This is a genomic window from Citrobacter sp. Ce104 (genome assembly GCF_030334595.1).
In the GTDB taxonomy this organism is placed as follows: Bacteria; Pseudomonadota; Gammaproteobacteria; order Enterobacterales; family Enterobacteriaceae; genus Citrobacter; species Citrobacter europaeus.
The window spans coordinates 279,804-304,290 of the sequence record NZ_JAOWDP010000064.1 but is presented as its reverse complement, the minus strand read 5'-3'; the positions used below and the strand labels follow the sequence as shown (position 1 = coordinate 304,290).

General features: G+C 54.4%; 23 protein-coding genes. 11 read left to right on the top strand and 12 right to left on the bottom strand.

What is annotated here, in order from left to right:
* Nucleotides 1-62: 62 nt before the first annotated feature.
* Nucleotides 63-437, bottom strand: a complete 375-nt coding sequence (locus OGW16_RS12110) for a YbgS-like family protein (RefSeq protein ID WP_043015649.1) — start codon at nucleotides 435-437, stop codon at nucleotides 63-65.
* 317 nt (nucleotides 438-754) lie between these two features.
* Between OGW16_RS12110 and aroG the strand changes: the two genes are divergently transcribed.
* Nucleotides 755-1,807 carry a 3-deoxy-7-phosphoheptulonate synthase AroG gene (gene aroG / locus OGW16_RS12105; RefSeq protein WP_047412543.1) on the top strand — a complete coding sequence of 351 codons (1,053 nt, stop codon included), beginning with the start codon at nucleotides 755-757 and terminating at the stop codon, nucleotides 1,805-1,807.
* 69 nt (nucleotides 1,808-1,876) lie between these two features.
* On the opposite strand, the gene gpmA is transcribed toward aroG, so the two are convergent.
* The 7 genes from gpmA to modE all read right to left on the bottom strand — a co-directional run bounded on the left by gpmA (nucleotide 1,877) and on the right by modE (nucleotide 9,666).
* A complete protein-coding gene (gpmA, locus tag OGW16_RS12100) occupies nucleotides 1,877-2,629 on the bottom strand; it encodes a 2,3-diphosphoglycerate-dependent phosphoglycerate mutase (protein ID WP_003022999.1) in 753 nt (250 codons plus the stop codon).
* Between the two features lie 232 nt (nucleotides 2,630-2,861).
* Nucleotides 2,862-3,902, bottom strand: a complete 1,041-nt coding sequence (gene galM / locus OGW16_RS12095) for a galactose-1-epimerase (RefSeq protein ID WP_080625534.1) — start codon at nucleotides 3,900-3,902, stop codon at nucleotides 2,862-2,864.
* Nucleotides 3,896-5,044 carry a galactokinase gene (gene galK / locus OGW16_RS12090; RefSeq protein WP_043015652.1) on the bottom strand — a complete coding sequence of 383 codons (1,149 nt, stop codon included), beginning with the start codon at nucleotides 5,042-5,044 and terminating at the stop codon, nucleotides 3,896-3,898. The genes galM and galK overlap by 7 nt, the downstream gene beginning before the upstream one ends.
* Nucleotides 5,045-5,047: 3 nt before the next feature.
* Nucleotides 5,048-6,094 carry a galactose-1-phosphate uridylyltransferase gene (gene galT / locus OGW16_RS12085; RefSeq protein ID WP_200007503.1) on the bottom strand — a complete coding sequence of 349 codons (1,047 nt, stop codon included), beginning with the start codon at nucleotides 6,092-6,094 and terminating at the stop codon, nucleotides 5,048-5,050.
* Nucleotides 6,095-6,103: 9 nt separating this feature from the next.
* Nucleotides 6,104-7,120, bottom strand: coding sequence for a UDP-glucose 4-epimerase GalE (gene galE, locus OGW16_RS12080; protein WP_047412537.1), 1,017 nt, complete (start codon nucleotides 7,118-7,120; stop codon nucleotides 6,104-6,106).
* A gap of 217 nt (nucleotides 7,121-7,337) precedes the next feature.
* Nucleotides 7,338-8,810 carry a molybdate ABC transporter ATP-binding protein ModF gene (modF, locus tag OGW16_RS12075; protein WP_286518486.1) on the bottom strand — a complete coding sequence of 491 codons (1,473 nt, stop codon included), beginning with the start codon at nucleotides 8,808-8,810 and terminating at the stop codon, nucleotides 7,338-7,340.
* A gap of 67 nt (nucleotides 8,811-8,877) precedes the next feature.
* Nucleotides 8,878-9,666 (bottom strand): molybdenum-dependent transcriptional regulator, encoded by a 789-nt coding sequence (modE, locus tag OGW16_RS12070; protein WP_043015656.1) that lies wholly within the window; start codon nucleotides 9,664-9,666, stop codon nucleotides 8,878-8,880.
* A 130-nt stretch (nucleotides 9,667-9,796) separates the two neighbouring features.
* On the opposite strand from modE, the gene OGW16_RS12065 reads away from it, so the two are divergent.
* From OGW16_RS12065 to modC, 4 genes are all read left to right on the top strand, one after another.
* On the top strand, nucleotides 9,797-9,946 hold the full coding sequence (locus OGW16_RS12065) for an AcrZ family multidrug efflux pump-associated protein (RefSeq protein WP_003023026.1): 150 nt from the start codon (nucleotides 9,797-9,799) through the stop codon (nucleotides 9,944-9,946).
* Between the two features lie 199 nt (nucleotides 9,947-10,145).
* Nucleotides 10,146-10,919, top strand: a complete 774-nt coding sequence (modA, locus tag OGW16_RS12060; RefSeq protein WP_032942749.1) for a molybdate ABC transporter substrate-binding protein — start codon at nucleotides 10,146-10,148, stop codon at nucleotides 10,917-10,919.
* Nucleotides 10,919-11,608, top strand: a complete 690-nt coding sequence (gene modB, locus OGW16_RS12055) for a molybdate ABC transporter permease subunit (RefSeq protein ID WP_032942750.1) — start codon at nucleotides 10,919-10,921, stop codon at nucleotides 11,606-11,608. The genes modA and modB overlap by 1 nt, the downstream gene beginning before the upstream one ends.
* 2 nt (nucleotides 11,609-11,610) lie before the next feature.
* On the top strand, nucleotides 11,611-12,669 hold the full coding sequence (gene modC, locus OGW16_RS12050; RefSeq protein WP_047412530.1) for a molybdenum ABC transporter ATP-binding protein ModC: 1,059 nt from the start codon (nucleotides 11,611-11,613) through the stop codon (nucleotides 12,667-12,669).
* Here the strand turns inward: modC and OGW16_RS12045 are convergent, their stop codons facing one another.
* On the bottom strand, nucleotides 12,670-13,488 hold the full coding sequence (locus tag OGW16_RS12045; protein ID WP_043015658.1) for a pyridoxal phosphatase: 819 nt from the start codon (nucleotides 13,486-13,488) through the stop codon (nucleotides 12,670-12,672). It abuts the gene before it with no gap.
* 165 nt (nucleotides 13,489-13,653) lie between these two features.
* On the opposite strand from OGW16_RS12045, the gene pgl reads away from it, so the two are divergent.
* Complete coding sequence (gene pgl / locus OGW16_RS12040) at nucleotides 13,654-14,649, top strand: 6-phosphogluconolactonase (RefSeq protein ID WP_087051531.1); 996 nt, start codon at nucleotides 13,654-13,656, stop codon at nucleotides 14,647-14,649.
* 82 nt (nucleotides 14,650-14,731) lie between these two features.
* On the opposite strand, the gene OGW16_RS12035 is transcribed toward pgl, so the two are convergent.
* A complete protein-coding gene (locus tag OGW16_RS12035; RefSeq protein ID WP_043015660.1) occupies nucleotides 14,732-16,015 on the bottom strand; it encodes a putative acyl-CoA thioester hydrolase in 1,284 nt (427 codons plus the stop codon).
* 224 nt (nucleotides 16,016-16,239) lie between these two features.
* Here OGW16_RS12035 and hutI point away from each other — a divergent pair, with 224 nt between their 5' ends.
* The 5 genes from hutI to hutH all read left to right on the top strand — a co-directional run bounded on the left by hutI (nucleotide 16,240) and on the right by hutH (nucleotide 22,552).
* Nucleotides 16,240-17,463, top strand: coding sequence for an imidazolonepropionase (gene hutI / locus OGW16_RS12030; protein WP_286518485.1), 1,224 nt, complete (start codon nucleotides 16,240-16,242; stop codon nucleotides 17,461-17,463).
* Complete coding sequence (hutG, locus tag OGW16_RS12025; protein ID WP_286518484.1) at nucleotides 17,460-18,401, top strand: formimidoylglutamase; 942 nt, start codon at nucleotides 17,460-17,462, stop codon at nucleotides 18,399-18,401. Before hutI ends, hutG begins: the two co-directional genes overlap by 4 nt.
* A gap of 87 nt (nucleotides 18,402-18,488) precedes the next feature.
* Entirely contained in the window at nucleotides 18,489-19,208 is a 720-nt protein-coding gene (locus OGW16_RS12020; RefSeq protein ID WP_047412517.1) for a histidine utilization repressor, read from the top strand.
* Nucleotides 19,209-19,344: 136 nt separating this feature from the next.
* Nucleotides 19,345-21,030 (top strand): urocanate hydratase, encoded by a 1,686-nt coding sequence (gene hutU, locus OGW16_RS12015; RefSeq protein ID WP_286518483.1) that lies wholly within the window; start codon nucleotides 19,345-19,347, stop codon nucleotides 21,028-21,030.
* Between the two features lies 1 nt (nucleotide 21,031).
* Complete coding sequence (gene hutH, locus OGW16_RS12010; protein ID WP_286518482.1) at nucleotides 21,032-22,552, top strand: histidine ammonia-lyase; 1,521 nt, start codon at nucleotides 21,032-21,034, stop codon at nucleotides 22,550-22,552.
* 44 nt (nucleotides 22,553-22,596) lie between these two features.
* Here hutH and OGW16_RS12005 read toward each other — a convergent pair whose 3' ends face one another.
* On the bottom strand, nucleotides 22,597-23,073 hold the full coding sequence (locus tag OGW16_RS12005) for a kinase inhibitor (RefSeq protein ID WP_043015665.1): 477 nt from the start codon (nucleotides 23,071-23,073) through the stop codon (nucleotides 22,597-22,599).
* Nucleotides 23,074-23,130: 57 nt separating this feature from the next.
* A complete protein-coding gene (bioA, locus tag OGW16_RS12000) occupies nucleotides 23,131-24,420 on the bottom strand; it encodes an adenosylmethionine--8-amino-7-oxononanoate transaminase (protein ID WP_047412508.1) in 1,290 nt (429 codons plus the stop codon).
* Nucleotides 24,421-24,487: the final 67 nt, after the last annotated feature.

Genomic DNA, 24,487 nt, shown 5'->3' with positions numbered 1-24,487 from the left:
TTGGGATGATAAAATTAAAAAGGAGAGCTATTGCTCTCCCGTTATTAGCTTTATTTTCAGCGTTACTGCGTGGTGCCGTCAGTTTTGGTATCAACATCATTATTGATGCCGTTTCCGGTCTCAACCTTCTTATTCACATCGGGGCAGCGGCCGTCTTTACACATGGTATTTTTGTGCACCTCGTCTTTGGTCATCCCCTCATGGTTCATTGACGAACCGTCCGGGTGAAGCATTGTGCCACCTGAATTCACGTTACTGTTGTCGACATTATTTGGCGCTACGTTTTCGCGGGCGTCAGGGGCGACTTGTCCGGCGTCAGCCGAGGAATTTGCCTGGCCGTTATTGGACTGAGCGTTGGTGTCCGCAGCCAGCGCCGCGCCGCTGGCGAGGCTGAGTGTAGCGGTAAGAAAGAGTGAAGCGAGCTTTGTCATATGCATAATATGCTCCTGTTAAGGTCGATATGTCGGATAACGTCTTCCAACAGTGCATGTGGCAGATACATCATCAATATGTGGTTAATAGTTTTGCTGTTGAAATTAAAACCAGCATAGAATCTTGAAAATTATGAAAATTAAAGCTGTTACAGTTATAAATTGTAGATTGGATCTCGTTTTTCGCTACTTTATTGCGTTTTTTTGGCCAATTCCAGGATTAATCCGTCCAAAGTGTAAAACCCCGTTTACACTTTATGACTGAAGATATAGATTGGAGGGATTGCATTCATTTATATAAGTATGGCAACGCTGGAATAATCATGAATTATCAGAACGACGATTTACGCATCAAAGAGATCAACGAGTTATTACCGCCAGTCGCACTGCTGGAAAAATTCCCCGCTACTGAAAATGCCGCAAATACGGTGGCTCATGCCCGTAAGGCGATTCATAAAATTCTGAAAGGAAGCGACGATCGCCTGCTGGTGGTGATTGGACCGTGTTCAATTCATGATCCGGCCGCTGCCAAAGAGTATGCCGCTCGCCTGCTGGCGCTGCGCGAAGAGTTAAAAGGCGAGCTTGAAATTGTCATGCGCGTCTATTTTGAAAAGCCACGTACTACCGTTGGCTGGAAAGGGCTTATCAACGATCCGCACATGGACAACAGCTTCCAGATCAACGATGGGCTGCGCATTGCGCGTAAACTGCTGCTGGATATCAACGACAGCGGATTGCCGGCTGCGGGTGAATTCCTCGATATGATCACCCCGCAATACCTCGCCGACCTGATGAGTTGGGGCGCGATTGGGGCACGAACTACTGAATCTCAGGTGCACCGCGAACTGGCATCTGGTCTGTCTTGCCCGGTTGGTTTTAAAAACGGTACCGATGGCACCATCAAAGTGGCGATTGATGCAATCAACGCCGCAGGAGCGCCACACTGCTTCCTGTCGGTGACCAAATGGGGTCATTCGGCGATCGTGAATACCAGTGGCAATGGCGATTGCCATATCATTCTGCGCGGCGGCAAAGAGCCGAACTACAGCGCTCAGCATGTTGCCGAGGTGAAAGAAGGTCTGATCAAGGCAGGACTCTCAGCGCAAGTGATGATCGACTTTAGCCATGCCAACTCCAGCAAGCAGTTCAAAAAGCAGATGGATGTTGCGAAAGATGTTTGTGGGCAAGTCGCCGGTGGCGAAAAAGCGATTATTGGCGTGATGATTGAAAGCCATCTGGTAGAAGGCAACCAGAACCCGGATAGCGGCGAACCGCTGACCTACGGTAAGAGCATCACCGACGCCTGCATTGGTTGGGAAGATACCGATGCGGTGCTGCGCCAACTGGCGGATGCGGTAAAAGCGCGCCGCGGTTAAGTTTTAATGCCTCTCTCATAGGCAAAAAAAAGCGCGGATAATCCGCGCTTTTTGTATTCTGCGAAGAAATTACTTCGCTTTACCCTGGTTCGCCACGGCGGCGGCTTTTGCTGCGATCTCGTCAGCGTTACCCAGATAGTAGTGTTTGATCGGCTTGAAGTTTTCGTCGAACTCATACACCAGCGGTACGCCGGTCGGGATGTTCAGTTCAAGGATCTCATCTTCACCCATGTTATCCAGATATTTCACCAGCGCACGCAGAGAGTTGCCGTGAGCGGCAATAATCACACGCTCACCGCTTTTCATGCGCGGCAGAATGGTTTCATTCCAGTAAGGGATAACACGATCGATGGTCAGCGCCAGGCTTTCGGTAACCGGTAACTCTTTGTCGGTCAGCTTCGCATAACGCGGATCGTGACCCGGATAACGCTCGTCGTCTTTGGTCAGTTCTGGCGGGGTAACCGCAAAGCCGCGACGCCATTGCTTAACCTGCTCATCACCGTATTTTTCTGCGGTTTCCGCTTTGTTCAGACCCTGCAGCGCGCCGTAATGACGTTCATTCAGTTTCCAGGATTTCTCAACCGGCAGCCACGCCTGATCCAGTTCGTCCAGTACGTTCCACAGGGTGTGGATGGCACGTTTCAGCACAGAGGTATAAGCAAAATCGAAGCTGTAGCCTTCCTCTTTCAGCAGTTTACCTGCCGCTTTTGCTTCGCCTACACCTTTCTCGGACAGATCAACGTCATACCAACCGGTAAAACGGTTCTCGTTGTTCCACTGACTTTCACCGTGACGTACCAGAACCAGCTTAGTTACAGCCATACACTCACTCCTATAAATCATATTGAATGATAATAATTCTCATTATATTGCCGTAATTCGTCAGCGGCAATGCTTACGCATAACCATAGCGAAAATAGCGCCACAGTGTAAGGTTCTTGTGAATTCAAGGTTGCGATTTTGTCTTTGAGTGGTGGGGATTTGAGCGGGTCTGTTGTGATAAACAGGCAACAGGCCCGATACGTTACGTCATCGGGCCTGTGACGGGGAAGGCTCAGACGGGAATAAACTGATATTCCGTTACGCTGGCATACTCGTCCCCCGGACGCAGGAAGCAGTCCGGCTGCGGCCACTCTGGATGGTTCGGGCTGTCAGGCAGAAACTCACTTTCCAGCGCCAGACCTTGCCAGTCTTCGTAGGCGTCTGGCCCACGAGATGGCGTACCGCCGAGGAAGTTGCCGGAGTAAAACTGCAATGCCGGGGCCGAGGTGTAGACCACCATTTGCAGTTTTTCATCCTGTGACCATAGCTGAGCGACCGGTGTACGTGCATTGCCCTGAGCCTGAAGCAGGAAGGCATGATCGTAACCTTTCACCTTGCGCTGATCGTCATCGGCCAGAAATTCACTGCTGATGATTTTAGGCGTGCGGAAATCGAAAGTGCTACCGGCGACGGATTTCAGCCCGTCATGCGGGATGCCCATTTCGTCCACCGGTAAGTACTCGTCCGCCAGAATTTGCAACTTATGCTGGCGCACATCCGTTTTATCGCCGTCGAGATTAAAGTAGACGTGATTTGTCAGATTTACCGGGCAGGGCTTATCGACCGTGGCGCGGTAGGTTATCGAAATACGATTATCGTCAGTCAGGCGATACTGCGCGGTAGCGCATAGATGGCCAGGGAAGCCCTGATCGCCATCATCAGACGTTAAGGCGAACAGTACCTGACGGTCATTCTGATTGACTATCTGCCAGCGGCGTTTGTCGAAACCATCCGGCCCGCCGTGCAGTTGGTTGTCGCCCTGACTTGGTATTAATTCGACGGTTTCGCCGGCAAAGGTATAACGACTGTTGGCGATACGGTTAGCGTAGCGACCAATCGAGGCCCCCAAAAATGCAGCCTGTTCCGGGTATTGTTCCGGGCTGGCGCACCCGAGTATGGCTTCGCGCACGCTACCATCGCTAAGCGGAATACGCGCAGAGAGCAGGGTTGCGCCCCAGTCCATGAGCGTGACCACCATCCCTGCGTCATTGCGCAGGGTGAGCAGGCGAAACGGCTGACCGTCCGGAGCCTGCACAGGGATTTCGTTTAACATTGTCCGGCTCCTTGAGAAGGTTTGCAGACGTAGAATGTTTCTTTGATACCGGTTTTTGCTTCGTACTGCTCGGCGACAGCCTGCTGAACGGCAGGTACCAAATCTTGCGGGATCAGCGCCACGATGCAGCCGCCGAAGCCGCCGCCAGTCATACGTACACCGCCTTTATCGCCGATGGTCGCTTTGACAATCTCTACCAGCGTATCAATTTGCGGCACGGTAATTTCAAAGTCATCGCGCATTGAGGCGTGAGATTCCGCCATCAGTTGGCCCATACGCAGCAGGTCGCCTTTTTCCAGCGCCTGCGCGGCTTCAACGGTACGCGCATTTTCTGTGATGACGTGGCGGACGCGTTTGGCGACAATCGGATCCAGTTCGTGGGCGACGGCGTTAAACGCTTCAAGGCTGACATCACGCAGCGCTGGTTGCTGGAAGAAACGCGCGCCGGTTTCACACTGTTCGCGACGAGTGTTGTATTCGCTGCCGACCAATGTGCGTTTAAAGTTGCTGTTGATGATTACCACCGCGACACCCTCAGGCATCGAAACGGCTTTAGTGCCCAGCGTACGACAGTCGATCAGCAACGCATGATCTTTCTTGCCAAGCGCAGAGATCAACTGATCCATAATGCCGCAGTTACAACCGACAAACTGGTTTTCAGCTTCCTGACCATTCAGGGCAATCTGCGCGCCGTCGAGCGGCAGATGATAGAGCTGCTGGAATACCGTACCAACAGCGACTTCCAGCGAGGCGGAAGAGCTTAAACCCGCACCCTGCGGGACGTTACCGCTAATCACCAGATCCGCGCCGCCAAAAGCATTATTGCGCTTTTGTAGATGTTTCACCACGCCACGCACGTAGTTTGACCACTGCTGGGTGTCATGGGCGATAATCGGCGCATCGAGAGAGAACTCATCAATCTGATTGTCGTAATCAGCGGCGACTACGCGGACTTTTCGATCGTCGCGCGCCGCACAGCTGATGACGGTCTGATAGTCGATGGCGCAGGGCAGAACGAAGCCGTCGTTATAATCGGTATGTTCGCCGATCAGGTTTACGCGACCCGGCGCCTGAATAATATGGGTGGCAGGGTAGCCAAACGTTTCTGCAAACAGAGATTGTGTTTTTTCTTTCAGACTCATTATTTAAACTCCGGATTCGCGAAAATGGATGTCGCTGACTGCACGCAGTCGCTCAGCCGCTTGTTCTGCCGTCAGGTCACGCTGGGTCTCCGCCAGCATTTCATAACCGACCATAAATTTACGCACGGTCGCAGAACGCAGCAGCGGCGGGTAAAAGTGTGCGTGCAACTGCCAGTGTTCGTTTTCTTCACCGTTAAACGGTGCGCCGTGCCAGCCCATAGAATAGGGGAATGAGCACTGGAACAGGTTGTCGTAACGACTGGTCAGTTTTTTCAACGCCAGCGCCAGGTCTGTACGCTGTTCATCGGTCAAATCAGTAATACGCAGCACGTGCGCTTTCGGCAGCAGCAGCGTTTCGAACGGCCACGCGGCCCAGTAAGGTACAACTGCCAGCCAGTGCTCGGTTTCAACGACCGTACGGCTGCCGTCCGCCAGTTCACGCTGGACGTAATCAACGAGCATCGGCGCGCCTTGTTCGGCGAAGTACGCTTTCTGCAGGCGATCTTCACGTTCGGCTTCGTTAGGCAAAAAGCTGTTGGCCCAAATTTGTCCGTGTGGGTGCGGGTTCGAGCACCCCATCGCTGCGCCTTTATTCTCAAAGACCTGCACCCAGGGATAGGTTTTGCCTAAGTCTTCAGTCTGCTCCTGCCACGTTTTTACGATTTCTGCCAGCGCAGGGACGCTGAGTTCCGGCAGCGTTTTGCTGTGATCGGGTGAGAAGCAAATCACGCGGCTGGTACCGCGCGCGCTCTGGCAGCGCATCAACGGATCGTGACTGTCCGGCGCGTCCGGGGTATCGGACATCAGCGCCGCAAAGTCATTGGTGAAGACATAGGTCCCGGTGTAATCCGGGTTTTTGTCACCGGTAACGCGCGTATTACCAGCGCACAGAAAGCAGTCCGGGTCATGCGCAGGCAGTACCTGCTTAGACGGGGTTTCCTGCGCCCCTTGCCAGGGGCGTTTGGCGCGATGCGGTGATACGAGGATCCACTGCCCGGTGAGTGGGTTAAAACGACGATGTGGATGATCGACAGGATTGAATTGCGTCATGATTGGTCCTTAATCCGAATATCCTTGTGGGTGGCGTGACTGCCAGTGCCAGGTGTCTTGTGCCATTTCATCCAGAGTGCGGGTCACGCGCCAGTTGAGCTCGCGATCGGCTTTGCTGGCATCAGCCCAGTAGGCCGGAAGATCGCCATCACGGCGCGGAGCGAAATGGTAATTAATGGGTTTACCGCAGGCTTTGCTGAAGGCGTTGACCACGTCCAGCACGCTGCTGCCGATGCCTGCCCCAAGGTTGTAAATATGTACACCCTGTCTGCCAGCCAGCTTTTCCATGGCGGCAACGTGGCCGTCGGCGAGATCCATCACGTGGATGTAGTCGCGAACGCCGGTGCCATCTTCAGTGGGGTAGTCGTTGCCAAATATGGCAAGGGATTCGCGGCGACCTACGGCAACCTGTGCGATGTATGGCATCAGGTTGTTTGGAATACCTTGCGGATCTTCCCCCATATCTCCCGACGGATGAGCGCCAACTGGGTTAAAGTAGCGAAGCAAGGCGATGCTCCAGTCGGGCTGTGCTTTTTGCAGGTCGGTGAGGATCTGTTCCACCATCAGCTTACTTTTGCCGTACGGACTTTGCGGCGTGCCGGTGGGGAAGCTTTCAACATAAGGAATTTGCGGTTGATCGCCATAGACGGTCGCGGAGGAGCTGAAAATGAAGTTTTTCACGTTGGCGGCGCGCATTGCATTCACCAGACGCAGAGTGCCGTTGACGTTGTTGTCATAATACTCCAGCGGCTTGGCAACGGATTCTCCCACGGCTTTTAAACCAGCAAAGTGGATGACCGTGTCAATGGCATGATCGTGCAGAATTTCGGTTATCAGCGCCTCGTTACGGATATCTCCTTCCACGAAAGTTGGATGCTTGCCGCCTAAACGCTCGATGACGGGCAGAACGCTACGCTTGCTGTTGCAGAGATTATCCAGGATCACTACTTCGTGACCGTTTTTCAGCAACTGCACGCAAGTGTGGCTTCCAATGTAACCGCTACCACCTGTAACCAATACTCTCATAATTCGCTCCGTTAAGCCTATGGTATGCAATAACCATAGCATAACAAAGATGCGAAAAGTGTGACATGGAATAAAATAGTGGAATCGTTTACACACTGGCATTTTCAGGTGTACGTAGTGGTTATTATATTTTAAATCATTACGTTAGATTGTTTTCTCAGCGTTTGTCTGAAAAAAAGGCCAGAAAAAGGGCGTATTCAACGCCCTGGTATGAAAATTAACGCAGAGAGGTTTGTCGATAGGTGTAGATATCGCCCTCGGGGACAAACTCCAGTCGATGGGTAATACAGGCTGGGGCATCTTCGGCATGATGAGAGACGAACAGCAGTTGAGTTTCACCTTCACCGATTAGCACATCCACAAACCGACGAATCAGTTGGCGATTGAGAGGATCTAATCCTTGCAAGGGCTCATCAAGAATCAACAACGTAGGGTGTTTAACTAATGCGCGAACAATCAATGCCAGCCGCTGCTGTCCCCAGGAAAGACTATGAAACGGCGCATCCGCGGTACGCTTATCGATGCCCAGGATTTCCAGCCACTGTTGTACCAGCTTGTGCTGCCTGTCGGAGACGGCCTGATAAATGCCGATTGAATCAAAATAACCAGAGAGAATAACGTTGCGTACCGTCGTACTTACCCGGTAATCCAGATGCAGGCTGCTGCTGACGTAGCCGATGTGTTTTTTGATATCCCAGATAGTTTCACCGCTGCCCCGACGGCGGCCAAACAGGGTCAGGTCGTTGCTGTAACCCTGGGGATGATCGCCGGTGATTAAACTGAGCAAGGTTGATTTTCCCGCACCGTTGGGGCCGACAATTTGCCAGTGTTCCCGCGGATTTACCCGCCAGCTCAGATGATGAAGGATAGGGCGATCGTTATACGAGACGGTGCCATCGTTAAGCACAATTCGCGGCTCGTTTTCTGACAATGTGCGCCGCACCGAAGGCTCATCCGGCTCGGGTAACTGAATGCCTTCCAGCCGCTCGCTATGGGCAAGCTGAGCGATTAATGCTTGTTGCAGAAGGTCGGTTTTTGCGCCGGTGTCCGTCAGCGTGCAATCGGCAAGTACGCCAGCAAACTGCACGAATTCGGGAATTTCATCAAAACGATTAAGCACCATCACCAGCGTTAAACCGGCCTGGTGCAGTTCAGCGAGCAGTTCTGCTAACTGCCGACGGGACGCCACGTCCAGCCCGTCAAAGGGTTCATCCAGGATCAGTAAATCTGGCGAGGACATTAACGCCTGGCAGAGCAGGGTTTTACGTGTTTCACCGGTCGAAAGGTATTTGAAACGTCTGTTAAGCAGAGCTGAAATGCCAAACTGCTGCGCCAGCACAGCGCAGCGGGCGGGATCGTTGACCTCATCCTGAATGATTTCAGCGGTGGTGCGCCCGGTGTCGTCTTCGCCGGGGCTAAGAAGGTCGGTGTTGTTTCGCTGCCATTCGTCGCTGACCAGCTTTTGGAGTTGCTCAAAAGAGAGTCGGGTAATACGCGCGAACTGACAGTGGCGCTCGCCTTTCAGGAGCGGCAACTCTCCCGCCAGCGCGCGGGCCAGCGCGGATTTCCCGCTACCGTTGGAACCAACAAACGCCCAGCTATCACCCGCGTTTAACGTCAACGCATCTATCTGGAGCATTTTTGTGTCGCTAAGACGAAACGTGCCTTGCGAAATTTGCAACGATGACATTTTGCATCCCATTATTTGCAGCGATTGATAACAGGGATACGTGTTCTTCAGGCTGATGTCAATTAACTCAGCACAGTGTGGCGATAATCACCCGGTCAGCATTAAACCATGCGGTGACGTTAGCGCCTTCTTGCAGCGTTGTGGCGTCCTGGGCCGGGACAGTGGCGCACAGCGTCTGGCCGTCTGGTAACGTCATCAGCACTTCACACTGTTCCGCTCCGCGTTCTATATGGCTGATCGTACCCTGCAACTGGTTATCGGCGGCTTGGGCAATGGCGTCGTCCTGAGTAATTCCTACCCATGGTGCTTTCAGCAGAATCAGCACTTCTTTGCCTTCCTCCAGGCCCAGACGCTCGCCGCTTTGCGCAGTGATCGCGACTTTCAGGCGCGTTTCGCCATCGGCCAACAGGACGTCGACATGCTGTTGAACCTGATCGTGGTCGCGTGCGGTTATTGTGCCAAACCACTGGTTACGGGCGCTGGTTTGCAGTGAAAAACGAGAGATAGCCGCCAGCAGGCTATTGAGCGGCAGCGCATCGTCATCGCTCAAAACATCAAAGGCTTTTTGTTGGATTTGCGCCAGTAAATCGTACAGCTGGATTAAGCGTTGGCCGTAGCGTGTTAACACCGCGCCGCCGCCGCCTTTGCCGCCTGTGGCGCGCTCAACCAGCGTCTGCTCGCTGAGCTGGTTCATTTCATTAATCGCATCCCAGGCGCTCTTGTAGCTAATACCTGCATCCTTCGCGCCCTGACTGATGGAGCCGGAAAGCGCAATGTGCTTAAGCAGAGAAATGCGACGGGGATCGGCAAACAGTTTTTGCTGAAGTTTCAGCGTAAGAAGGATTTCGGCCTGCATCACAAGCTCCTGGCAAAAAAGGGTATTGTGACGGAAAACCGCGCCTGAGCAAAGCCGACCGCACAAAAGGGGAGTGCTTTTCTGCGTTATGTGGTTAGAATACAGCTAAGGACTATATCTGGAGTTGACCATGTTAGAGTTATTGAAAAGTCTGGTATTCGCCGTAATCATGGTACCTGTGGTAATGGCCATCATTCTGGGTCTGATTTACGGACTGGGTGAAGTGTTCAACATTTTCTCCGGTATCGGTCAGAAAGACCAGTCCAGACAGAATCATTGATTCCCCAAACGCCCGCTCAGTCGGGCGTTTATATTTTTCGCCTGCCAACCCGTTTTCGCTGACTACAGTTTCTCAAGATCCTGCTTTCCCTGCCGATATTTTCTTTGTCTAACCTCTAATTGGTATCAATAACCTCTGGGAAAATCCTGATTTACTCGTTATATTTGCGCCTACATAACGAAACGCAAAGGAGTTACAGATGGCACGTACATGGTTACGCTTGTTTGCAGGGGCAACACTTTCTCTTACCGTTGCCGGGCATGCGCTGGCGGATGAAGGCAAAATTACGGTGTTTGCCGCGGCTTCACTGACCAACGCGATGCAGGACATTGCGACGCAATACAAAAAAGAGAAGAACGTTGATGTTGTCTCCTCTTTTGCCTCTTCATCCACACTGGCGCGTCAGATTGAAGCAGGCGCACCGGCCGATCTGTTTATTTCTGCCGATCAGAAATGGATGGATTACGCGGTAGACAAAAAGTCGATTGATACCGCAACGCGTGCAACGCTGTTAGGTAACAGCCTGGTGGTGGTCGCGCCGAAAGCCAGTGCACAGAAAGACTTCACTATTGACAGCAAAACCAACTGGACCAGCCTGTTGAACGGTGGACGTCTGGCCGTTGGCGATCCGGAACATGTTCCGGCGGGCATTTATGCCAAAGAAGCGCTGCAAAAACTGGGTGCATGGGATACCCTGGCCCCGAAACTGGCACCTGCTGAAGATGTGCGCGGTGCGCTGGCGCTGGTAGAGCGTAACGAAGCGCCGCTGGGTATCGTCTATGGTTCCGATGCCGTCGCCAGCAAAGGCGTAAAAGTCGTTGCGACTTTCCCGGAAGATTCGCACAAAAAAGTGGAATACCCTATCGCGATTGTTGATGGGCACAAAAACGCAACGGTTAGCGCGTTCTATGATTACCTGAAAGGACCGCAGGCTGCTGAAATCTTTAAACGTTATGGATTTACGACCAAGTAATGATACTGACCGATCCTGAATGGCAGGCCGTCATACTGAGCCTGAAAGTTTCTTCCCTGGCCGTCTTGTTTAGCCTGCCGTTTGGGATCTTCTTTGCCTGGCTGCTTGTGCGATGCAAGTTCCCGGGCAAAGCACTGCTCGACAGCGTTCTGCATTTGCCGCTGGTTCTGCCGCCGGTGGTGGTGGGCTATCTGCTGTTGATTGCTATGGGGCGGCGCGGATTCATTGGCGAATGGCTGTACGACTGGTTTGGCATCACCTTTGCCTTTAGCTGGCGCGGTGCGGTGCTGGCCGCAGCGGTGATGTCTTTCCCTCTGATGGTAAGGGCTATTCGTCTGGCGTTGGAAGGTGTTGACGTCAAGCTGGAGCAGGCGGCCCGCACGCTGGGAGCCGGACGCTGGCGCGTATTTATGACCATTACGCTACCGCTGATGCTACCCGGCATTATTGTCGGTACGGTGCTGGCGTTTGCGCGTTCCCTCGGGGAATTCGGCGCAACAATTACCTTTGTCTCCAATATTCCTGGCGAAACCCGCACTATCCCTTCGGCGATGTATACCTTGATCCAGACCCCCGGCGGCGAAAGCGCGGCGGCAAGGTTATGTATTATTTCTATTGTGTTAGCGCTGATTTCACTGCTGATCTCTGAATGGCTGGCGCGTATTAGCCGTGAACGGACGGGGCGATAACCATGCTGGAACTTAATTTCTCTCAGACGCTGGGAACGCATTGCCTGACGCTCAACGAAACGCTGCCAGCCAGCGGGATCACCGCTATTTTCGGTGTTTCCGGCGCGGGAAAAACCTCACTGATTAACGCCATCAGCGGTCTGACCCAGCCGCAGTCCGGGCGTATCGTGCTCAACGGTCGAGTCTTAAACGACGTCGAGAACGGTGTCTGTTTAACGCCTGAAAAACGCCGGGTGGGCTATGTTTTCCAGGATGCGCGCCTGTTCCCGCATTATAAAGTACGCGGTAACCTGCGTTACGGAATGGCGAAAAGCATGGCCGGACAGTTTGACAAGCTGGTGACGCTGTTGGGCATTGAGCCGCTGCTTGACCGTCTGCCCGGCGGTCTTTCTGGTGGCGAAAAGCAGCGCGTCGCGATTGGCCGGGCGTTGCTTACCGCTCCGGAACTGTTGCTGCTTGATGAGCCGTTAGCCTCGCTGGATATTCCGCGTAAGCGCGAACTGCTGCCTTATCTGCAACGCCTGGCGCGAGAAATCAATATTCCGATGCTGTACGTCAGCCACTCGCTCGATGAAATCTTGCACCTGGCGGATAAAGTGATGGTACTGGAAAACGGGCAGGTCAAAGCGTTTGGTTCGCTGGAAGATGTCTGGGGCAGCAGCGTGATGCATCCCTGGCTGCCTAAGGAACAGCAAAGCAGTATTCTGAAAGTCAGCGTGCTGGAACATCATCCACACTACGCGATGACCGCGTTGGCGCTTGGCGATCAGCATTTGTGGGTCAATAAGCTGGATCAACCGCTGCAAACCGCGCTGCGTATTCGTATTCAGGCATCTGATGTTTCACTGGTGCTCCAACCGCCGCAGCAGACCAGTATTCGTAACGTTCTCCGGGCGAAAGTCGCGCAGTGCTATGACGATAACGGCCAGGTGGAAGTTCAGCTTGAAGTGGGCGGCAGGACGCTGTGGGCGAGGATTAGCCCATGGGCCAGGGATGAACTGGGTATCAAACCTGGCCTGTGGCTGTACGCGCAAATTAAGAGCGTGTCGATTACCGCCTGATTACAGCAGGTGCGAGTAAATAAATTTCGCGATGCTGTCGGTGGTGTTGTCACCAATAACGATGTTGGCGCGGGCTTTTACCGCGTCATCCGCATTGCCCATCGCCACGCCAGTGCCTGCGGCTTCCAGCATGCTGATATCGTTGAAGTTATCACCAAAGGCAATCACGTTTTCCATTGATCCGCCCTGTGCTTCAATCCATTGGGTAAGGCGTCGTCCTTTGCTGTTGCCTTTACGGGCAATGTCGACCTGATCGTGCCAGGACCATTCACACTCCAGCCCCAACTGTTGCTCGACGTACTGACCAAACTGCTGCAGTTTCGGAATATCTTCGTCGGTCAGCGCAAATTTCCAGACGGCGTTAACGTCATGTGCGGCCTGTGCCAGCGAAGGCACCTGGGTGAAGGTTGGGCGCTGTTCCGGCGGCAGAGTTTGCGCCCAGTTAGCGGTACGTACTACATGCCCGGTCGGGCGCTCATACAGCATGGCCTCATCGACATACATCAGCCCGTGGATCTGATGTTCATCCAGCATTTCGATCAGCTGTAATGCCTGGTCTACCGGAAGAGGATCGGAATCCAGTACCTTTTTTGCCTGATAATCATACAAGTAGGTACCGTTACAGCAAATTGCAGGTGTATCCAGCGCCAGTGCCTGATAAAAAGGATGAATAGCAACGTGATGGCGACCTGTGACAATGATAAGTTGGTAGCCTGCTTCTCTGGCGCGCGAGAGCGCTTCCAGAGAGGATGGCAGCAAGGTTTTTTTCGGGGTCAACAGGGTACCGTCTAAATCCAGGGCAATCACGCGTGCGGTCATAGTTTTTTCCAGATTAAGGTTGAGAATTTCGTCTGCTGGAATGGTACACCGAGACGGGAGCCGGACAAAATTCTGAGCCTTAATTAAGCATTCACCGTTAAAAGCGTCTACCTTAGGCGTGTGTCAGGCAATTGCAGCCACCTGCCAAAAAGCAAAGGAGTATTCATGAAGCAAACCGTTTATACCGCCAGCCCTGAAAGTCAGCAAATCCACGTCTGGAGCCTGAATCACGATGGTTCTCTGACGCTGACGCAGGTGGTTGATGTGCCGGGTCAGGTACAGCCGATGGTCGTCAGCCCGGATAAGCGCTACCTGTATGTAGGCGTGCGCCCGGAGTTTCGCGTGTTGGCTTACCGTATTGCGCCTGATGACGGTGCGCTGACCTTCACGGCGGAGTCTGCGCTGCCGGGCAGCCCGACGCATATTTCTACCGATCATCAGGGACGTTTCGTGTTCGTTGGCTCTTATAACGCTGGCAGCGTGAGCGTCACGCGTCTGGAAGATGGTCTGCCGGTGGAACTGGTTGACGTGGTTGAAGGTCTGGATGGCTGTCACTCGGCCAACATCTCTCCGGATAACCGTATTCTGTGGGTTCCTGCGTTGAAGCAGGATCGTATCTGCCTGTTTGAGGTAAGCGATGATGGTCATCTGGTCGCGCAGGAACCGGCTGAAGTAAACACCGTTGAAGGTGCGGGCCCACGTCATATGGCGTTCCATCCGAATAAACAATATGCCTACTGTGTGAATGAACTGAACAGCTCCGTTGACGTCTGGGAGCTGAAAGATCCGTACGGTAAGATCGAGTGCGTGCAGACGCTGGATATGATGCCTGCTGATTTCGCTGATACCCGTTGGGCCGCAGATATTCACATCACGCCGGATGGGCGTCATCTGTATGCCTGCGATCGCACTGCCAGCCTGATTACGGTCTTTAGCGTGTCTGAAGATGGCAGCGTGCTGACCAAAGAGGGTTTCCAGCCTACCGAAACTCAGCCGCGCGGTTTTAATGTCGACCACAGTGGTAAATACCTGATTGCCGCCGGGCAAAAATCGCACCATATCGCGGTGTACGAGATTGCAGGCGAGCAAGGGCTGCTGACAGAGAAAGGACGTTATGCAGTAGGTCAGGGCCCAATGTGGGTCGTGGTTAACGCGTATTAATTCTGCGTCGAATGCCGGATGAGCATCCGGCATACTGCCCGGCAGAGCATGATTCTGCCGGGTTTACATAAGAGAATGACGTTTACTTCTTAGGTTCAGCAACCACTTTACTACCGATACCGCGGTTGTTGTATTCCCACATGCGGTTGAAGTTGGTGTCGTTCAGGTTACGCTGAATTTCACCTTTATCATCTTCTGCACCCGTATTTCCGGCAAACGGGTGTTTTGCGATAACGCTGTCAGCCCATGGTTTTGCCATGTTAAAGCCTTCGTTAATTACGCTGTCACGAATCACGACCTGACCGTTAGTGTTGGAATCGACATCCAGCGAGCGGCCCAGTTGCGCCACCCCATCACCACTTGCCGTGAAGCGGCTATTGATAGCCAGGAAACCGTAGTAGATGTTTGACAGGGTAGCCGGTGCGAACACATAGGCTTCCTGCTGGGTACGGGAATTCACTACACGGAATTCGGTGTTATCGAACACCACTGCACCGCGACCGGACACAATATCCACATCGCCTTCAATGTAGCTGTTGGTAACCAGCGTACGCGGCTGACGATCGTTTTCCAGACGGTTTTGCACGCCGCTGTTGGTCACGAAGAAGGTATTCTGGCGGCCCAGGATGTTAACCTTGTTAATCTGCACTTTATCGCCATCGGTACGCAGCGCAACGGCCGGGTGGTTGCCCGCATCAACGCTGTCACCGAGGTTGTTCTCGATGGTCAGGTTTTGCAATTGCAGACCGTTATTTTGCGACCAGACGACGGCGGAACACATCACGCCAATATTTGCGCCACGTTTGTTCTGGCAATTATCAAACATATACCACGCAGGTTTACCCGGCATGTATTTACCGCCCGGGTTCACCGTACGACGCCAGTCTGCGGTGCTCATGTCACCGTCAATGGCCTGGCCGATTTTTACATCCAGCGGTTTTTCGCCCATACCGTACAGCGTCAGGCTACCCGTTGCTGCCGGAATGTATACCGTACCCTGATACTCGCCCGGCATAATCGCGATGTACTGACGTTTGTTAGTACGTTTGATGATTGCCGCATCAACCGCAGCCTGAATGCTGGTATGGGTGACGCCCTGAGTGCCTGCCGGGCCAACGACGAAGTCAGGCTGCGCAGGCAAAGAAATAGCAGAAGGGCTCCACGGCGCGGTGTTTGGCGTCAGTGCGGAAAAATAGTGCGCAGCAACGAAGTTTTTCGCTTCATTGGCCGACAGGATCGGGCGCGAAGAGGTGCCTGGCGCGGTCTGATCGGAAGGAATTTGATCGGGCGGCGTAGAGCTACAGGCGGTCAGCGTCACGCCAAAAGCCATAGCCAGCGCCAGACGGGAAACTGATGATATGTTCACAGGTTGCTCCGGGCTTTGAAAAGTTATCCATTGAAGCCTGCTTTTTTATACTAAGTTGAGCGAAACGGGAAGGTTAAAAGGTAAAAAGTTGTTTTTATCACCACAAAGCCCGGCGCGGAGAGTCCTTATATCACAAATACATAACAATTACGGTCCTTCAGGTTGACAACATCCCTATAATCAAAAATAAATGTCTATACAACCTATGACAAGTGGTGAGTCGAATGCAGCAATTCTTCCCTGATGATGTTATCTGGCGCAATGTTCGTCTGGCGACTATGGATCCTGAACGAGGCACCCCGTATGGGCTGGTGGATGGCCATGCGCTGATCGTCCGCCAGGGTAAGATTCGCGATATCGTCCCGGAGTCATCGTTATATCTGACTCATGATAATACCTTTGATATGCAGGGCAGATTGATTACGCCTGGCCTGATTGACTGCCATACGCATCTGGTTTTTGGCGGAAACCGCGCAGGTGAATGGGAGCAACGGCTAAACGGTGTCTCCTACCAGCAGATAAGCGCCGAGGGCGGGGGGATTAATGCCACCGTGTCGGCGACCCGCAGCGCCACGGATGAACAACTCTTACACGTAGCCCATCAGCGGATGGAACAGTTGATCGAAGAAGGCGTTACGCTGCTGGAAATAAAATCGGGTTACGGCCTGGATTTACAGACAGAAGAGAAAATATTGCGCGTGGCGGCGGCGCTGGCGGCAGAGAATATCGTTGAAATCAGCCCGACGCTGTTGGCTGCGCATGCGACTCCAGCGGAATACCGTGATGACCCTGACGGCTATATTACGCTGGTTTGCGAGACCATTTTGCCGCAGTTGTGGGAACAAGGGCTTTTCGAGACCGTCGACCTGTTCTGTGAAAGCGTTGGTTTTTCGTTGGCGCAGAGTGAGCGGGTGTTTCAGGCTGCGCAGGCGCTGGGCATCCCGATTAAAGGTCATGTCGAACAACTGTCATTGCTTGGTGGTGCGCAATTGGTAAGCCGCTACCACGGGCTATCCGCCGATCATATTGAATACCTCGATGAAGCGGGCGTGGCGGCGATGAGCCAAAGCGGTACGGTCGGCGTGCTGCTGCCCGGCGCGTTCTATTTCCTCAAAGAGCAGCAGCGCCCACCGGTAGCGTTGCTGCGACAATATCAGGTACCGATGGCGGTAGCGACAGATTTTAACCCCGGAACCAGTCCGTTTATCAGCTTGCACTGGGCGATGAATATGGCCTGTGTTCAGTTTGGCCTAACGCCGGAAGAAGCATGGGCGGGCGTAACCCGTCATGCGGCCCGGGCACTGGGGCGTCATGCCACTCACGGTCAATTGAAGGCCGGGTTTGTGGCCGATTTTGTGGTGTGGGACGCAACTCTCCCGGTCGAGATCTTGTATGAACCCGGACGCAACCCGCTCTACCAACGCGTATTCAAAGGACAAATAGCATGACTAACTGGCAACCTGCTTCACCTGCGCTGTGGCAGGGACGTGATGACCGCGCCGAATCGCCGAATGCGCTGCGCCTGTTTCAGACTATCATCCTGAGCCCGACGTTTAGCCCGGAAATGTATCGCGAGCAGATAGCGTTGCTCGGGTTTGCCTGCGACGAAGGCGTGAAACGTAATCAGGGGCGCACGGGAGCCGCCGGTGCGCCCGATGTGCTGCGCAAGGCGCTGGCAAATTTAGCCAGCCACGATGGGCATCATCGGCTGGTGGATCTGGGAAATATTGTGGCGCAGGCTCCCGATCTTGAGGGCGCGCAGCAGGCGTTACGCAATGCGGTACAGCGCTGTCAGCAGGAGAACATGCGTACCTTCGTTCTGGGTGGAGGACACGAAACCGCCTTTGCGCACGGCGCTGGCGTACTGGATGCGTTTCCGCAGGCGAAAGTGGGGATAGTCAACTTCGATGCGCATCTCGATTTGCGCCATGCCGGGCAGGCCACGTCCGGTACGCCATTTCGCCAACTGGCGCAACTGTGCGACGAACAGCAGCGTGAATTTCACTATGCCTGTATCGGCGTCAGCCGGGCGGCAAATACCCAGGCGCTATGGGATGAAGCCCTGCGACTCGGTGTGACCGTAGTGGAGGATCTGCATTGTGATACGGCGCAGGCTCAGCTGGCACAGTTTGCCGCCAACCTGGATGTCGTCTATCTGACTATCGACCTCGACGTGATGCCAGTATGGGAAATGCCCGGCGTGTCGGCCCCCGCCGCGCTTGGCGTACCGTTGGCGACGCTGCTGAGACTGATTGAGCCCCTGTGCCGTAGCGGTAAACTACAGGCGGTGGATATGGTTGAATTTAATCCACGCTTTGACGATGATGGCAGGGCGGCGCGGGTTTCGGCGCGATTAGGCTGGCAAATCGCACACTGGTGGCACTGACATACCTGATGGCGTTGCGCTTATCAGGTTCGGGTAATGCCTGTAAACTGTACCCACTCACATTCTCAGCTTAAGGAAGGCTCACGCATGCTCCCATCCCGTTCTGCTCCGGCTCCTTTTTACGAAAAGGTCAAACAGGAGATCAGCGAAAAAATTGCCGGTGGTATCTGGCAACCTCACGATCGCATTCCGTCTGAGGCTGAGCTGGTGGCGCAGTATGGTTTCAGCCGCATGACCATCAACCGTGCGCTGCGTGAGTTAACGGATGAAGGTCTACTGGTGCGTTTACAGGGCGTGGGGACGTTTGTCGCCGAACCAAAAGGCCAGTCCGCGCTGTTTGAAATCCGCAGCATCGCGGATGAAATCAACGCCCGTCAGCATCAGCACCGGTGCGAAGTGCTGACGCTGGAAAGAACCCAGGCAAACGCGCAGCAGGCTTTGGTGTTAAACGTCAAAGAAGGCACCTCCATTTTTCACTCTGTCATGGTGCACTTCGAGAACGATTTGCCGGTGCAGATTGAGGATCGCTGCGTGAATGCCGAAATTGTGCCGGAGTATCTGGCGCAGGATTACAGCCAGACCACGCCGCACGCTTACCTGTCGCTGATAGCCCCTTTAACGGAAGGTGAACATATTGTTGAAGCGGTGCGTGCCAGCGCCGAAGAATGTGTACTGCTGAATATCAAAGAACACGATCCCTGCCTGCTGATCCGTCGTAAAACCTGGTCTGCGTCATCCATTGTATCTCATGCCCGTTTGCTGTTCCCGGGTTCCCGCTATCGTCTGCAAGGGCGGTTTATGTCCTGATACAGGACGTGAAAACCGTGATTGCTGACGCAATATAATAAAAATGTATCTTAATTGTTAAAATCACCCTTGCGGGAGCTTGTATAGACAAGTATATGTTACTTATCTATCCGACGTTCGCGAGGAGTTTTCTGTCATGTCCCATAGCAAATATCGTCAGCAGGATATTCGTGCCCCACGTGGCGCTGCCTTAACGGCCAAAAGCTGGCTGACCGAAGCGCCATTGCGCATGTTAATGAACAATCTCGATCCTGACGTGGCGGAAAATCCCCATGAGTTGGTGGTTTACGGCGGGATCGGTCGTGCGGCGCGGGACTGGGAGTGCTATGACGCCATCGTCAACGCGCTGACCAAACTGGAGACCGATGAGACCCTGCTGGTCCAGTCCGGTAAACCGGTTGGCGTGTTCAAAACTCATGACAATGCGCCGCGCGTGCTGATTGCTAACTCCAACCTGGTGCCGCATTGGGCTACCTGGGAACACTTCAACGAACTGGACGCCAAAGGGCTGGCGATGTACGGCCAGATGACCGCCGGAAGCTGGATCTACATCGGCAGCCAGGGCATCGTGCAGGGGACTTATGAAACCTTCGTTGAGGCCGGGCGTCAGCATTATCAGGGGAATCTGAGCGGACGCTGGGTACTGACCGCCGGACTGGGCGGTATGGGCGGGGCGCAGCCGTTAGCCGCTACGCTGGCAGGCGCTTGTTCGCTGAACATTGAATGCCAGCAAAGCCGAATCGATTTCCGTCTGCGTACCCGCTACGTGGACGAGCAGGCGACATCGCTTGACGACGCGCTGGCGCGTATCGACAAGTATACCCGTGAGGGTAAAGCGGTCTCTATTGCGCTGTGCGCTAACGCCGCCGACGTTGTACCGGAAATGGTGAAACGCGGTGTGCGCCCGGATATGGTCACCGACCAGACCAGCGCCCACGATCCGCTGCATGGTTATCTGCCGTCCGGCTGGAGCTGGGAAGAATACCAGGCGAAAGCGGTGTCCGATCCTCAGGGCACGGTACAGGCGGCGAAACGTTCAATGGCAACGCACGTCGAGGCGATGCTGGCTTTCAGCAAAATGGGCGTGCCGACGTTTGATTACGGCAACAACATTCGCCAGATGGCCAAAGAGATGGGCGTGGAAAACGCCTTTGATTTCCCTGGCTTCGTACCTGCTTATATTCGCCCCCTGTTCTGTCGCGGCATAGGGCCATTCCGTTGGGTGGCGCTGTCCGGCGATCCGCAGGATATTTATAAGACAGATGCCAAAGTGAAAGAGATCGTGGCTGATGATAAGCATCTTCATCACTGGCTGGATATGGCGCGTGAGCGGATTAACTTCCAGGGCTTACCGGCGCGTATCTGCTGGGTCGGCCTGGAGTGGCGTCAGAAACTGGGGCTGGCGTTTAATGAAATGGTGCGCAGTGGTGAAGTATCTGCGCCGATTGTTATTGGTCGCGATCATCTGGACTCCGGCTCTGTTGCCAGCCCGAACCGCGAAACCGAAGCTATGCGCGACGGGTCAGACGCCGTATCCGACTGGCCGCTGCTGAACGCGCTGCTTAACACCGCCAGCGGCGCGACCTGGGTATCGCTGCATCATGGCGGCGGGGTCGGCATGGGCTTCTCCCAGCATGCCGGGATGGTCATTGTTTGCGATGGCACCGATGAAGCAGCCGCGCGTATCGCCCGGGTATTGCATAACGATCCGGCCACTGGAGTAATGCGTCACGCTGACGCCGGGTATGATATTGCGGTTGAGTGCGCCGTCGAAGAAGGGCTGAATTTGCCGATGGTTGCTGCGACGCAGGAGAAACGCTGATATGAACGCCATGACACTCACGCCGGGCCATCTGAGTTTTACCCAGCTACGCGACATCTGGCAGCAGCCGGTTAAACTGAGCCTGGATGCCGGAGCGATTGATGCTATCAACGCCAGCGTCGCCTGCGTCAATAATATTGTCGCTGAAGGCCGTACGGCATATGGCATTAATACCGGCTTTGGCCTGCTGGCCCAAACCCGTATCGCCACGGAAGATTTACAGAATTTACAGCGTTCGCTGGTGCTTTCCCATGCGGCAGGCGTTGGCGAGGCGCTGGACGACGCGATGGTTCGCCTGATTATGGTGCTGAAAATCAACAGCCTGGCGCGTGGTTTTTCCGGCATTCGCTTGAGCGTGATTGAGGCGCTGATTGCGCTGGTAAATGCTGAGGTGTATCCGCTGATCCCGGCGAAAGGATCGGTGGGCGCTTCAGGCGATTTGGCCCCGCTGGCGCATATGTCTCTGACGTTGCTGGGTGAAGGTAAAGCGCGCTGGCAGGGGGAATGGCTCCCGGCGACCGAAGCGCTGAAAAAGGCCGGGCTGGAGCCGATAACGCTGGAAGCGAAAGAAGGGCTGGCACTGCTCAACGGAACTCAGGCGTCCACCGCCTTTGCCCTGCGCGGGTTAATTGAAGCTCAGGAGCTGTTCGCGTCTGCGACGGTGTGTGGGGCGTTAACCACCGAAGCTGTGCTCGGTTCCCGCCGCCCGTTTGATGCCCGCATTCATGTGGCGCGAGGACAGCGTGGGCAGATTGATGCCGCTGCACTTTATCGCCATGTGTTGACCGACACCAGCGCGCTTTCCCAGTCGCATCATAACTGTGAAAAAGTGCAGGATCCGTATTCTCTGCGCTGTCAGCCGCAGGTGATGGGGGCGTGTCTGACGCAAATGCGCCAGGTTCTGGATGTCCTGCTGGTGGAAGCTAACGCGGTTTCCGACAACCCGCTGGTGTTTGCCGAAGAGGGCGATGTGATTTCAGGCGGCAACTTCCATGCCGAACCGGTGGCGATGGCGGCAGATAACCTGGCGCTGGCGATTGCGGAAATCGGCGCGTTATCAGAGCGGCGCATTGCGCTGATGATGGACAAACATATGTCGCAGTTGCCGCCGTTTCTGGTGAAAAACGGTGGGGTTAACTCCGGCTTTATGATTGCTCAGGTAACCGCCGCCGCGCTGGCGAGCGAGAACAAAGCGCTGGCGCATCCGCACAGCGTGGACAGCTTGCCGACCTCCGCCAACCAGGAAGATCACGTATCTATGGCGCCTGCGGCGGGTCGCAGATTGTGGGAGATGGCGGCGAATACGCGCGGCGTGATTGCCGTGGAGTGGCTGGCGGCGTGCCAGGGGATCGACCTGCGCGAAGGGTTAACCTCAAGTCCGCTGCTGGAGCAGGCGCGTCAGGCATTACGTGAACAAGTTGCCCACTATACCCAGGACCGTTTTTTCGCCCCGGATATTGAGTGCGCGACCGAACTGTTAGCGCAAGGAGCGTTGCTGAAATTGCTGCCTGAATTTCTGTAAAACCAGGCCGGATGAGGCGAAGCCGACATCCGGCACAACAAAGCTTAGCTAAACATCGCCGTAATCGAGGCGCTGGCGAGCGAATGGAAGTGAACGTTAAATCCGACCATCGCGCCGCTGGCGTCTTCATCGACATCAATACGCTCCACATCCAGCGCGTGAACCGTGAAGATATAGCGATGGGTTTCCCCCTTCGGCGGGGCTGCTCCACCATAACCGGCTTTACCAAAATCCGTACGGGTCTGAATCACGCCATCCGGCACTGCAACCAGCCCGGAGCCGAATCCTTGCGTCAGTACGCGGGTATCAGCCGGCAGATTTACCACCACCCAATGCCACCAGCCGGAGCCAGTTGGCGCATCAGGATCAAAGCAGGTCACGACAAAGCTTTTGGTTCCTGCGGGCACGTCATCCCACGCCAGATGTGGGGAAATATTATCCCCGTCATACCCCATGCCGTTAAAGACGTGGCGATGTCCAAGCTTATCGCCATCGCGCAGATCGTTACTGATTAGTTTCATGCTGACTCCTCTCGTTAGCCAAAAAGTGTAGCCAGAAACTGTGGAGCTTACCGCTGATTAATCGCTAAAAAATGTTGCACTGCGCACAGCATCGTTCACGGCCAGGGTCAGGCGACGCAACTGATCGGGCTTGATAATGTACGGCGGCATCAGATAAATCAGTTTACCAAATGGTCGTACCCAGACGCCCTGTTCGACAAAGAACTTCTGTAACGCCGCCATATTCACCGGATGGGTAGTTTCGATGACGCCGATGGCGCCGAGTACGCGTACGTCCGCTACCCAACTGGAATCCGCCGCCGGGGCAAGTTCTGCCCGCAGCTGCGCTTCAATGGCCGCGACCTGCGAGCGCCACTCGCCGGTTTCGAGTAATGACAGGCTGGCGGAGGCGACGGCGCAGGCCAGCGGATTGCCCATAAAGGTTGGGCCGTGCATGAAGCAGCCCGCTTCGCCGTTGCTGATGGTTTCTGCGACCTGACGCGTGGTCAGGGTTGCTGAAAGAGTCATTGTCCCACCGGTTAACGCTTTACCCAGGCACAAAATGTCCGGAGTGATGTCGGCGTGCTCGCAGGCAAACAGCTTACCTGTACGGCCAAATCCGGTGGCGATTTCATCAGCAATCAGCAGGATCCCTTCACGGTCGCACATTTTACGGATGCGCTTTAACCATTCGGGATGATACATGCGCATACCGCCAGCGCCCTGTACGATTGGCTCAAGGATCACCGCCGCAATCTCGTGGCGATGCGCGGCCATCAGGCGGGCAAAAGGCACCATATCCAGTTCGTCCCACTCGCCGCCCATGCGGCTTTGCGGGGCGGGTGCAAACAGGTTTTCCGGCAGATATCCTTTCCACAGACTGTGCATCGAGTTGTCGGGATCGCAGACCGACATCGCGCCGAAGGTATCGCCATGGTAGCCGTTACGAAACGTCAGGAAACGCTGACGGGATTCGCCTTTAGCCTGCCAGTATTGCAGCGCCATTTTCATTGCTACTTCTACGGCGACCGACCCTGAATCCGCGAGAAAAACACACTCCAGCGCCTCTGGCGTCATCGCCACCAACTGACGGCACAGCGCAATGGCCGGGGCATGGGTAATGCCGCCAAACATCACATGCGACATGGCATCAATCTGCGTTTTCATCGCGGCGTTCAGCTGTGGGTGATTGTAACCGTGGATAGCCGCCCACCAGGACGACATGCCGTCAATCAGCTTCTCACCGCTGGCTAAAATCAATTCACAGCCTTCGGCACGCGCCACCGGATAAACCGGCAGCGGGGAGGTCATGGAGGTGTAAGGGTGCCAGATATGGCGTTGGTCAAACGCAAGATCGTCCGTTGTCATAATCGACTTGTAAACCAAATTAAAAAGATTTAGGTTTACGAGTCTACACCAAACTAACAACGAAACG

Bases quoted from the DNA above. Each gene is read 5' to 3' on its own strand.
- hutG (WP_286518484.1), top strand. From the start codon at position 17,460: ATGACTAACTGGCAACCTGCTTCACCTGCGCTGTGGCAGGGACGTGAT.
- OGW16_RS12045 (WP_043015658.1), bottom strand. From the start codon at position 13,488: ATGACCGCACGCGTGATTGCCCTGGATTTAGACGGTACCCTGTTGACC.
- bioA (WP_047412508.1), bottom strand. From the start codon at position 24,420: ATGACAACGGACGATCTTGCGTTTGACCAACGCCATATCTGGCACCCT.
- galT (WP_200007503.1), bottom strand. From the start codon at position 6,094: ATGACGCAATTCAATCCTGTCGATCATCCACATCGTCGTTTTAACCCA.
- OGW16_RS12005 (WP_043015665.1), bottom strand. From the start codon at position 23,073: ATGAAACTAATCAGTAACGATCTGCGCGATGGCGATAAGCTTGGACAT.
- hutI (WP_286518485.1), top strand. From the start codon at position 16,240: ATGCAGCAATTCTTCCCTGATGATGTTATCTGGCGCAATGTTCGTCTG.
- hutH (WP_286518482.1), top strand. From the start codon at position 21,032: ATGAACGCCATGACACTCACGCCGGGCCATCTGAGTTTTACCCAGCTA.
- gpmA (WP_003022999.1), bottom strand. From the start codon at position 2,629: ATGGCTGTAACTAAGCTGGTTCTGGTACGTCACGGTGAAAGTCAGTGG.
- hutU (WP_286518483.1), top strand. From the start codon at position 19,345: ATGTCCCATAGCAAATATCGTCAGCAGGATATTCGTGCCCCACGTGGC.
- modB (WP_032942750.1), top strand. From the start codon at position 10,919: ATGATACTGACCGATCCTGAATGGCAGGCCGTCATACTGAGCCTGAAA.
- modA (WP_032942749.1), top strand. From the start codon at position 10,146: ATGGCACGTACATGGTTACGCTTGTTTGCAGGGGCAACACTTTCTCTT.
- galM (WP_080625534.1), bottom strand. From the start codon at position 3,902: ATGTTAAACGAAATCCCTGTGCAGGCTCCGGACGGTCAGCCGTTTCGC.
- aroG (WP_047412543.1), top strand. From the start codon at position 755: ATGAATTATCAGAACGACGATTTACGCATCAAAGAGATCAACGAGTTA.
- OGW16_RS12020 (WP_047412517.1), top strand. From the start codon at position 18,489: ATGCTCCCATCCCGTTCTGCTCCGGCTCCTTTTTACGAAAAGGTCAAA.
- modF (WP_286518486.1), bottom strand. From the start codon at position 8,810: ATGTCATCGTTGCAAATTTCGCAAGGCACGTTTCGTCTTAGCGACACA.
- pgl (WP_087051531.1), top strand. From the start codon at position 13,654: ATGAAGCAAACCGTTTATACCGCCAGCCCTGAAAGTCAGCAAATCCAC.
- OGW16_RS12065 (WP_003023026.1), top strand. From the start codon at position 9,797: ATGTTAGAGTTATTGAAAAGTCTGGTATTCGCCGTAATCATGGTACCT.
- modC (WP_047412530.1), top strand. From the start codon at position 11,611: ATGCTGGAACTTAATTTCTCTCAGACGCTGGGAACGCATTGCCTGACG.
- modE (WP_043015656.1), bottom strand. From the start codon at position 9,666: ATGCAGGCCGAAATCCTTCTTACGCTGAAACTTCAGCAAAAACTGTTT.
- galE (WP_047412537.1), bottom strand. From the start codon at position 7,120: ATGAGAGTATTGGTTACAGGTGGTAGCGGTTACATTGGAAGCCACACT.
- OGW16_RS12110 (WP_043015649.1), bottom strand. From the start codon at position 437: ATGCATATGACAAAGCTCGCTTCACTCTTTCTTACCGCTACACTCAGC.
- galK (WP_043015652.1), bottom strand. From the start codon at position 5,044: ATGAGTCTGAAAGAAAAAACACAATCTCTGTTTGCAGAAACGTTTGGC.